8 protein-coding genes and 1 other RNA gene are annotated in these 10,495 nt (G+C 33.3%); 4 read left to right on the top strand and 5 right to left on the bottom strand.

Going from position 1 to position 10,495, the window contains the following annotated elements; all coding sequences use genetic code 11:
* Window positions 1-3: 3 nt before the first annotated feature.
* The 3 genes from FD33_RS09470 to FD33_RS09460 form a co-directional block, all read right to left on the bottom strand.
* Window positions 4-1,344: a hypothetical protein gene (locus FD33_RS09470; protein WP_056955937.1), complete on the bottom strand. Its 1,341-nt coding sequence runs from the start codon at window positions 1,342-1,344 to the stop codon at window positions 4-6.
* A gap of 190 nt (window positions 1,345-1,534) precedes the next feature.
* Window positions 1,535-2,152 (bottom strand): cation transporter, encoded by a 618-nt coding sequence (locus FD33_RS09465; RefSeq protein WP_025086030.1) that lies wholly within the window; start codon window positions 2,150-2,152, stop codon window positions 1,535-1,537.
* On the bottom strand, window positions 2,142-2,468 hold the full coding sequence (locus FD33_RS09460) for an ArsR/SmtB family transcription factor (RefSeq protein ID WP_025086031.1): 327 nt from the start codon (window positions 2,466-2,468) through the stop codon (window positions 2,142-2,144). Before FD33_RS09460 ends, FD33_RS09465 begins: the two co-directional genes overlap by 11 nt.
* Window positions 2,469-2,684: 216 nt before the next feature.
* Between FD33_RS09460 and FD33_RS09455 the strand changes: the two genes are divergently transcribed.
* Both FD33_RS09455 and FD33_RS09450 read left to right on the top strand, forming a co-directional pair.
* A complete protein-coding gene (locus FD33_RS09455) occupies window positions 2,685-3,443 on the top strand; it encodes a hypothetical protein (protein ID WP_025086032.1) in 759 nt (252 codons plus the stop codon).
* 310 nt (window positions 3,444-3,753) lie between these two features.
* Window positions 3,754-4,917 carry an MDR family MFS transporter gene (locus tag FD33_RS09450; protein ID WP_025086033.1) on the top strand — a complete coding sequence of 388 codons (1,164 nt, stop codon included), beginning with the start codon at window positions 3,754-3,756 and terminating at the stop codon, window positions 4,915-4,917.
* Between the two features lie 192 nt (window positions 4,918-5,109).
* Here FD33_RS09450 and FD33_RS09445 read toward each other — a convergent pair whose 3' ends face one another.
* Entirely contained in the window at window positions 5,110-5,778 is a 669-nt protein-coding gene (locus FD33_RS09445) for a DUF3862 domain-containing protein (protein ID WP_235806957.1), read from the bottom strand.
* 117 nt (window positions 5,779-5,895) lie between these two features.
* Between FD33_RS09445 and ssrA the strand changes: the two genes are divergently transcribed.
* Window positions 5,896-6,260, top strand: a transfer-messenger RNA (tmRNA) gene (gene ssrA, locus FD33_RS12495).
* A gap of 173 nt (window positions 6,261-6,433) precedes the next feature.
* On the opposite strand, the gene FD33_RS09440 is transcribed toward ssrA, so the two are convergent.
* Window positions 6,434-6,754 carry a helix-turn-helix domain-containing protein gene (locus tag FD33_RS09440; protein ID WP_025086035.1) on the bottom strand — a complete coding sequence of 107 codons (321 nt, stop codon included), beginning with the start codon at window positions 6,752-6,754 and terminating at the stop codon, window positions 6,434-6,436.
* A gap of 538 nt (window positions 6,755-7,292) precedes the next feature.
* Between FD33_RS09440 and FD33_RS09435 the strand changes: the two genes are divergently transcribed.
* Window positions 7,293-10,043: an autotransporter outer membrane beta-barrel domain-containing protein gene (locus tag FD33_RS09435; RefSeq protein ID WP_025086036.1), complete on the top strand. Its 2,751-nt coding sequence runs from the start codon at window positions 7,293-7,295 to the stop codon at window positions 10,041-10,043.
* Window positions 10,044-10,495 lie beyond the last annotated feature (452 nt).

Genomic DNA, 10,495 nt, shown 5'->3' with positions numbered 1-10,495 from the left:
GATTTATTCATTATACCCTCTCTTAAAAGTTGTCTCAGGAATCAGCTTACATCCAATGCTGTTAGGATCAATTTGTAAACCATCAGGTATAGTATCCTTTAGTTTTTCGTAGGTCCATGAACTTCCGTATCCATTATTACGAACTTTCAAAGAGAATTTTAATTTATCACCAATATTGTTAGTACCACTGCTGTCAGTTTCATTCGTATAGGTTTTACTTACAACCGGCAAAGCATAGGGACTGGCAGTGACACCCATTGTAGAACCAAAGTGTGCTGTTTTACCAGATTCTAGGGTTGTTGGATCCCATTTTAAAGTGTAGCTGGAGTCACTAACCGCTGTAGAACCAGTAATTGAATTTCCATAACTATATCCCTTTGCTTCGGCACCAGCTCCGGTTTTAGAATCGAATCCTTTGATCCAATCCATATTGCTACTAGTATAAGCTTGTCCAGCATAATATTTGAATCCATCTGGAGTTTCATTAGTAATCATTAATTTGTAGGAACCATCTTCAATGAATAAACCATTAGAATCTCCTAAATCCTTTATCAAAACACGATCATTATCACTTAATTTAGTATCTTCACCATATAGAACTTGAAATGATTGTGTTCGGCTGGAATTATTAGTTAAAAATAATTCTCTTTGAACGATGGCTGAATTAGTTGGTGAGGCACGTAGAACAATTTCTGCTTTTAAGTCAAAGGCATTGCTACCAGTTCCGGTTCCCCTTACAAAATCACCAACAATTTTGTAAGCGGTATTCCCATTGGAGTCTTTTCCAATGTAAAATTTCTTATTCTGCATATATGCAGTTGAAGGCACACCAATAGAACTACTACCTAGAAGAGCATACTTATTAGCAGTTACACCACTGAGTCCAAAACTAGTGTTAAGAGGTATGATTAAAAAATCCGGTGAAGTCGATGAGACTTGATCTGTATTAGTTGATGATATCGAAGAGGTATGAGAACCTTGGAAAACTGAACCAATATAGTTTCCATTATCATTAAGAAAGACATTGATTTTTGATCTGTAAATGTTATTTGTTGATTGAGATTCTGATGGTTGGGTAAGTGTAGTATCAGACATAGATTTTACTTTACCATTTGTATCTTGAGTCAAACCAAAAGCGTATCCAAGACTAACCCCAGGAGCAATTTCCAATTGTTGATACGAATTTACAGAAGATGTGCTTGAATTCCAGGTAATATCTTTATCATAACTTGTTTGAGTATCAGGATCAGCTGCATGTACATTTGTGACGGGAATCAATAGAACAAAAATAATGGCCATAAGAAAAAATATTAGATAAGATCTGATAGATTTGAATTTCCTCATAAATAATTCCCTCCCACAAATATTATTATTCACAACCATTATAATACTATATTAAAAATAATTAATTAATATTCCGATTAATTATTCCAGCTTTTAAATTATATGGATTATTTGTATAAAATTTTGAGAGATCTCAGAAAATGAAAACTAAAATCACATTTTTTGACCTTGTTTAAAAAATAATTTGAATTTAATATTTATTTAAACCATTTTTTAATGATTCCAGACCCTCACTTGCAATAAAATAAACTAGCACTAAAGCAGCAATTGAATCGACCCACCATAAACCAAAGAGAGCAGTTAGAATGGCGCCCAAAAGAACGGTTCCTGCCATATAGGCGCAAGTAATATTGCACATACCATCCTCAACTAGAGCATCGGAATTAATATTTTTACCTAAAGAACGTTTCTTAAAAGTGAAGAAAGGCATCAGTAGAACCGAAGCAATTGCGATTGAGATACCTGAAATACTGGTATCAGCCGCTTGATGGGTGACCAAATTGAAAATTGATACGGTGATGACGTAAATTGATAGCAGTAGTAATACACTACCGACGATCAAAGAAGATTTTTTTTCAGCATTTTCAATTTGTTTGACAGGAGCCTTATTGAATTCTTTTTTTAAACGCCAAATTAGAGTACTTCCAGAAATAATTTCTAAAAAGCTGTCCAAACCGAAAGCAATTAATAGAATTGATCTAGCTTTTATTCCTGAATAGAAACCAACAATAAATTCAAAGGTCATCCAAATTGTTGAAAGATATTCTGTTTGGAGACTCTTTTTAACATAGTCTATTTTATTCTCCATGTTTTTTACCTCGCATAACGTGATCAGCATGTTCCAGAGTTTCATTGATAACATCTAAAATATGAGGATCATCTAATTGATAATAGTTGGCTTTTCCTACTCGATGGGAGCTTACTAGTTGATAATTTTTGAGAAGTGCCAATTGGTGAGAGATGACTGACTGTTCGACTCCTAATAGTTCGACAAGTTCACTGACATTCATTTCTTTTTGCTCTAAAACGTTGAGCATCTGAATTCGAGTTGGATTGCTGAGTAATTTCAGAATTTTTTGTGACTCATTTAAGAGATCAGGAGCAATGATTTTTATTTGTGACATATTCTTTCCTTTACACATGTTATTTTTAACATATGTAAATCATAACATATGTAAATAAAAATTAGCGCCCTGAATACAATAAAACACTATTTATATAAGTAAACTATTTGTATATTGAATTTATTGATTATATCATGAAGGCATAATAAATCAGATTAGTGATTTGTATGGAATTTGGCAATCAAAGTAAAATATTAAAATGATGAGGGAGTAGGAATGACTAATTTCACTGGAAATTATTCGGATCAAAAATTAACTGTAGATTTAAAGGATTTAGGACACGTTAATTATTATTTTAAAAAGCCTGAGGAATACAGTAAAGAATCGATTTTCTTAATAATGCAAAATCGAGAGATTATTGGATTAGGAATTGGAGATTTGGATAACACCGAGACCGCCACGAGCTATATTGAAATCGTGGTACCGGAAAACTTTATTGTTACGGACTTCTTCTATTTTTTGACTAAACAAATGGTGCAATCAGGTTATAAAATCAATGTTGAATATAAAATGAAAATTTCGCAAGCTTCACAACAATTGTATGAGGAATATTGGAGGAATATTTTACCAATTCTATCTGCCTTTGGATTAAGAACAATTCCAATTAGAAAGGGTAAACCACGTCATAAGTTTATGTCTTCCTTAGCAGATGTCCCTTTTAAAATTGATTACAAGGGTAGTAAGGCAACTGTTTATTGGCAAAAACGCAATCAATTTTTAGTTAAATCTGGAGCAAAGTTAATCGAACAGGCACCATTAACTAAATCTGGTGTAGTTGGATTTGCTGGTAGATTTGGTTTACGTTTACGTCAAGAGCATGCGCAGGAAATTCAAGATGATACTCTAACAAAAGATATAATTTTGCGTAGTGTTAATGAAGTTGGAACATTTCTTTATTTTGCTGGAACTAATGGTTGGCTTCAATTGAAATCACCATCGGGCCAGACTTTACATGAATTAACGGTAATTAAATAAATATGATTCCTAACAAATAGCCAGTAGCTCAAATTGAGTTGCTGGCTTTATTTTGAATTTAGATTGTAGTTGGTACTTTAGGACCACAATAACTATTACAAGTGCATTTTGTGTTGTCGCTCATAGGACAATGACAGATTCCGTCTGTACCTGAACAGTGGCAACTGGAAAAACAAGTCATTCCTTCATGACAGTATGGATTATTATCAGACATTTCGACTCTCCCTTTATTTAAAGGATATCATACGTTGACAACTGGTGATTAGATGATAAGATTTTCACAACTTTATAATATGTTTAAGGGGAAATTATGAAAAAGGTATCGGCTAAAACACTGATTTTGGGAGCATTTCTAGAATCGGTTGGCGCCAGTTTTATTTGGCCCATTAATACAATTTTTATCCACAATTATTTGCACAAATCATTGGCGGTTGCCGGAATAGTTTTGTTTTTTAATTCGATTTTAACCTTTTTGGGAAATTATTTAGGTGGAAAATTATTTGACCGATGGGGTGGTCACAAAACAATTATTATCAGTACATTAATTGGATTGTTAGCTTTGGTTGGTTTAATTTTTGATCATGGTTTGCCAGCATATCCTATTCTGTTACCAATATTAGGCTTTGGCGTTGGTAGTGCTTTTACGGTCATTAATTCATTTGCGGCACAGATAGATGATGTTGATCGATATAAGCTTTTTAACGGTATTTACATGGGAACCAACTTAGGAAATGCCATTGGTACGGCGTTAGGTGGCTATATTGCTGGAGTTCAGATGACATTAGTTTTTGTGGCTAACTTTTTCTTCTTAATACTTTTCTTCCTATTAGTAATATTTGGATACAATAATCGTGAAGTAGCAGTTAAAAATGGTATGGAAAATGAAGTTAGGAGGAGAAGAAAAACTAAATTACAACCAGGAGTTGGTCTGATTGCCCTTTTCTTAGCAGCTTCGTGGTTAGCATATTCACAATGGAGCAGTAACATTTCCGCTCACCTAACAAATTTGGGGATTCCTGTTAGTCGGTACAGTTTGTTATGGACCATCAATGCGGTGGTAATTGTTTTAGTTTTACCATTGATTAATCGTTTAGTTGAAAGTAAGGCGTGGTTTAAGCAAATTCAAATACCACTTGGCGTTGTCTTATTTATTGCAGCATTTGCTTCAATTATTAATGCTAAAGTTTATTTAGCGTTTGTCATTGGGATGATTGTCTTAACCTTAGGTGAAACTTTGGTTTATCCAGGAATTCCAGCTATGGTCAGTGAGTCAACATCAAAGTCGGAAGCAGGACGCTATCAAAGTTTATTAAGCATGTCTTCAACATTTGCTAGAGCCATTGGACCACTGGTGGGTGGCTTGATTGTGGAACATAGTTCTTACAATCTATTATATTTAGTAGCAATAGCTGTTTTAGCAGTGTCTTTAGTGATTTTACATTTTGGTCATCGGAAATTACTTGTTAAAAATTAAAAGTGGTTAACGGAAATTGCATGTAGACTCCATAAATAGGATGGGATATAAAAATGCCTAAACTTTTTTTATCTAAGGTAGCAACTAGATAACCACTTTTGCAATTTGAGACTTGAAAATCAGTTATGTTTTTACATTAATTATTAAGACTATTAGTTTAACAATTAGGGAACTTTCTACGTTTATGGTAGTTTATTTTAAGTTAACTTGTGATTTAGCAATTATTTTATTATCGGATAGCTTAATATCAATTGAAGCATTTTGGCTAGGATCTGCTTCAGATAAGTCTGATACGTAAGTTAAGGTTCTAACACCATTAATGTCAGAATAATCGTCAGGATCGCCGAGTACATTGATAACGCGGTTATAACTGTCACCATTTTTAAGTTTATTGAAATCAGCTAAGGTCAAGCTATTTTCTCGATCAATATCGAGTCCTTGAATAGATTTAGATTTGGCAATGTTTTTGAAAAATGTAATTTGAATCATAACTTGATTGCTATTAACGGTTTTATTCCATGTAGCAATGATTTCTTTTCCTTGTTTATCCATCGTTTGCGTTTCAGTAGGATTTCCAAGAAGGGAAGTGATATTTTTTTCAGAATAGCCATTTTTACCAGTTTTAATAGAATTATATTTAGCAACTAGAGAAGGATTTTTTTCGGCCTGTTTTCTTTCAGCTTGATCTTTTCGTTGTTCAAGATTAGCTTGATCGGCTTCACCTTGGTAGTAAGAATTATTAGCAATATACGTGGTGGTTGATACAACAACGATAATCGAAAAAATCATGATCCAGAACCAGTTTCTTTTATAGAAAGGTTTCTTTTCATTCAACATGGTTACACCTCCGTCTATATTCAATATTTTACTAGCATTTACTGAAAGTAGCACCCAAGATGTATCGATATTTTCATAACAAATAAACTTATAATTTGCTAAATAAAACAAAATTCGATAGTATAGACTGTGGACACTAATGGGGGTGTTCTGGATTCGACATGTGTAGTAGCGTGTGAGTTGCACTTAGGGCCTTGCGTCCCTTTAAAACGCACAGTTTATTATAACTGCAAAAAATAATAATAACTACGCATTAGCTGCCTAAAAACAGTCTAAGCGTGATCCAGTCTAACTTCGCCCAAGGGTTGGAAATGGGTCTCAAAATTATTGGGCTACGTTTAACTGTGCATTCTGAATAGTTAAAAAGAGATTGTCGGAATAGTCATTGTGGTTAGCCGAGTTGTATGGCGTTCATAGTGGCAAAACTTTAAATGATACAACTATGAGTGTAGAGGCTTGCATAGCATTACGCTTGGACAGGGGTTCAATTCCCCTCACCTCCATAAAGCAAATAAGAGTCAGCTATATCGGGTATTTATACCCTGATATAACTGGCTTTTTTCTTTTTCATAATTTATCTAATACTAGGCATGTATATTGGATAAATATATTTATTATTAAAATCCAAGTAAGGGGGACAGTAGCTAATTGCAGTTAGCTACTGTTTTTTTAACCAATTTTATTTATCATCAACGAAACCGATTATTTCCATAAATAAATCTACATATGATTGGCGGTCTTTTAAATTCATTGTGTTCATAAATTTAAAGAAATTATCGGTTTTTTCATCAATGAGACTGTGTTTAAAAATATCACCCATCTCCATATCTAGAGCGTGGACAATTTTTTCCAACTTAGATAAGGATATGCTACCTGATTCTCCCAATTCCAACCTTGAAATTGTATATCTGGAAACGTGGGAAATTTCGGCAAGCTGTTCAATTGTTAAACCCTTGCTTAATCTTTTTTGTCTAATAAAATCATTGTAACTTTTAGCCATAGCAGTCATACACCTCAAGCTTTAAGCTACCCTACGATAAGACTAAATTAAATGTCAAATAACAGTCATTTTTATTAAAATGTTGAAAATATGCACATGATTGCTTTATAATACCTCATATATAGAAAAAAGGGGGATATTTCTTTGAAAAAATCAAGTTTTTTCTATTTTTAGATTTTTTCGCTATGTTTTTAATATCTCTTTTTTCAGATTGCCAATAGGAATCCATTAATTAACATCATATGGAATTTCTGATGAGGGGGTCATCATATGCTTCTTATAAAAAATCTACATTACGATAAATTGAAATTATTTCTGATATATATTATCAATATTCCTAATTGGTTTAATTACGAATACTACAATTGTAAAAGCGGATAGTTCAGATACCGAAGTACCACAATCGTTAAATTTAAACAGCAATTTATCCGATAATTCTAATGACATTGCGGTATCTCAGCCTTATAAATCGGACTTTTTAAATCAAATAAATGGTTCAGGAGAATTTGATTTAAAAAATAAGCAAATAAATGCTACATTGAAAAGCCTTAGAGCACAATCAACATCTAGTGTGCCGGTCTTAAATACTGAGGGGAGTTCTGTTACTGTCAATAGTTGGCAGGATTTTATTGATGCCGCCGGTGATACGTCGGTGGGAAAAATAGTTATTGGCGTAGATCTAAAGGCTGCTAATAATAAGGTCAGTTTTCAAAATGACAAGGTTGTTGCTTTTAATGGACACAGTATAGATATGGCTAGTAGGTATATGAATACCAATAATTACCAAATTAATTTTGTCGACGCGTCGATTAATTCAACTGGATCTGCCATGTTAAGATCAAGTTCAAATGCGGTAATTATATTTTCAGGTATCGGTTCCTTAACTGGTACAATTTTGGATACTAATAATATTTATACTAATTTAAATTTTACTAATGCTAATTATGTAACACAAAATACAAGTTCGACTCCTACGATTAGATTCCAAGGATCGTCAGGTGGAGATCTTTCTATCAAAGATTCCACAATTACAGATAGTTCTAGGAGTTTTTATTATAGTTCTACATCGGATAGTATTTCGAAAAATATCAATATAGATAATTCGACGATTAAATCAACTTATCCCTCGGGAACCTCAAATTATTTCATTAGTACGTATGGAACTTATGCTCAAACAGGTATGATACTTAAAATAACTAACAATTCAAACGTAAATGTTGATAAAACAAATCAGGGGGATTTTAATGCTCCCATTTATCTTTTTGGAACGAATACCAAGATTATATTATCAACAAATTCTAAATTTACTGTAAATAACCCTAATGGAGCTGCCATAACGGAATCTGGAGTGGGAAGTATTTTTGATGTCTCCGATGAAGGTACTGAATTAAATGTTTCTCGTTCAGGAACAGCTGATTATAATAATGCTGTTATTAGATTTGCATGGACGGGAGAAATGACATTTGATATAAAAAATCATGCTAAAGTTTCAATTAATCAAAATGGAACTGTTAATACATATGGAATCCGTATGTATGGTGGAGGTAATAATATTTCGGTAAGCAATGGTGCTGAATTCGATTGTATAAATAATTCAACTAGTTGGGGTCCGGGAATTGGAGATAATGATGGACAAGGAATATATTATGCTGGTGGCGGAAGTTCGAACTCTTTCAAATTAAGTGGTACAGACTCTCAGGTTCTCATTAGTGCGAACAATGGACCAGCTATATCTTCATTATCAAGAATCGACATGACAGCTGGTGATGGGACTTCTTTTGTAGCACGAGGGTATTATCCTGGTAACGCAATATTCTACTCTACAAATATATTAAACTTTAATATGGGGGTACCTAGATATTTTGATTTTATGAATACTGCTTCCATTGGAACAGGAACAGGAGGGACTTTATTCAATTGTTCGGATACTAGCCAATTTAGTCATGGTAATATTCCACTATCTGTATGGTTAAGTACATCAAATGTTCAAAAATCTCCTACTAAGAGCTGGAAATATGTTAATGCTACTTATTCAGGGGTTAATTTCAATAAATTTACTACTACTTCTTCTGATGCTGATTTTAAAGAATTCTTAGTAAATAATTCAGGTTTATCGAAATTGGGAAGGATGACGGCTAATACGGCACCTGCTCAAGTAAAAAATGCCCCTGACCAGCCTACCAATGCCGATTCATATGTTTGGGTACCAACATTAATGCCCGCTGAGAATAATGCATATCGCCCTTCATATGACAATGAAGTTTATGCTGAGGTTCAATTAACTTATCCAGATGGAACAACTAAAACTGCAACTGGGACATCTGTTCAGAACCAAAAATATTATGAATACAGTACATCAACGATTGATGGTGCTATTAAGATACCAATTAGTAGTTTGGGTTCAAGTAAAAAATATTTGGAACCTGGAACTAAAATAAAAATTTTAAAATTATGGAGAAATGATCCAGATTATAATTCCATTAATGCTATAAAGACTGATATGAGCAATACGAAATATAATCAATATAAAGAACAAACGGTCATAGATAAGACGCCACCTGATCCAGTAGTAATAAAAAATAATGTAAAAATGATTTCCCAGTGGTCTAAAAAATTGGAGGGTACGGGTGAGCCAGGAACATCTCTAAGTTGGAAAATCGTTCATCATAATGGTAGTGCAGATACAGTTTATCCAAATGCCACAACGGTTGATAGTAATGGAAATTGGAAAATAAATAATATCTCTGGAATAGTAAATGACGATAAAATCATCGTTTACTTGACTGATAAAGATGCTAATACTACTCCGTTTTCAGAAACAATTTTTCATGATGCTACATTTTTACCTGCTACCGTCGTAAGCGTAGGTGGAACGAACACTTTGTCTTTGGACGTTACTGAGAATCTCGACTTTGGAATCATTCCTGCATATACTCCGGTGATAAAATCACCGGCATCCAAAGAATTTAATGTAGCTGTTAATGATGATAGAGATCCATCACATGTTAATGGTTGGAAATTGATGGCTAGAGCATCTAACTTTAAATCAGGTCAAAGGGAAATAAGTAGTGATGACCTTGGCCTAGAATTAAATGGCAATAATAACATTATCAATATCACAAATACTGATTCACTAATTAGAGAACAACAGAGTACAGATGATTATAGAGGATCAACGATTTTAGATTTGATAAATGGACCTCAAAAAATAAAATTAAGAAGTAACGGTGTTGATTATCCTGGAAAATATACAAGTACAGTCACTTGGACAGCTACGGATAGTTTATAGAACAATTAATATTAAGATTTGAAAAATATCTTAAAAAATAGGTCCTGATGTTCTCGTTCTTTGAGTATCGGGGCCTATTTATTATGTCTAAGTACGTGAAACTTACCGACTTGGGCCGTAAATCGTACGTAATAGAGACTTGTACCTCAGAAAAAGCTACTCATTTTGCGGGCTTCTTTATTCTTGTGGGATGTGTCAGAGCCATTGAGAGAATTGAGGGATGATTTACCTTCCACTTTTTTACCAATAAAACTAAGTTTAAAAATATCACTCATTTTCATATCTAGAGCATGGAAAATTTCAGTAAAATCATTCTATGGTTGGACTAATCTTGTGTCAAATAACGGTCATTTTTTTAAAAATGTTGAAAATGTGCACATGATTATTTTATAATAGTTTATATATGGTAGATTGCAACAATTAATCGAATTTTTCGGACAAGTCACCAAAGA

Origin of the sequence: Companilactobacillus paralimentarius DSM 13238 = JCM 10415, assembly GCF_001434985.1 — a bacterium.
GTDB classification, from domain to species: Bacteria; Bacillota; Bacilli; order Lactobacillales; family Lactobacillaceae; genus Companilactobacillus; species Companilactobacillus paralimentarius.
Note: the sequence above shows the minus strand (reverse complement) of the source record. Positions and strands in the feature narration are given on the sequence as shown.

Excerpts from the sequence above, each read along its gene's own strand:
- FD33_RS09470 (WP_056955937.1), bottom strand. The coding sequence starts at position 1,344 with ATGAGGAAATTCAAATCTATCAGATCTTATCTAATATTTTTTCTTATG.
- FD33_RS09465 (WP_025086030.1), bottom strand. The coding sequence starts at position 2,152 with ATGGAGAATAAAATAGACTATGTTAAAAAGAGTCTCCAAACAGAATAT.
- FD33_RS09460 (WP_025086031.1), bottom strand. The coding sequence starts at position 2,468 with ATGTCACAAATAAAAATCATTGCTCCTGATCTCTTAAATGAGTCACAA.
- FD33_RS09455 (WP_025086032.1), top strand. The coding sequence starts at position 2,685 with ATGACTAATTTCACTGGAAATTATTCGGATCAAAAATTAACTGTAGAT.
- FD33_RS09450 (WP_025086033.1), top strand. The coding sequence starts at position 3,754 with ATGAAAAAGGTATCGGCTAAAACACTGATTTTGGGAGCATTTCTAGAA.
- FD33_RS09440 (WP_025086035.1), bottom strand. The coding sequence starts at position 6,754 with ATGGCTAAAAGTTACAATGATTTTATTAGACAAAAAAGATTAAGCAAG.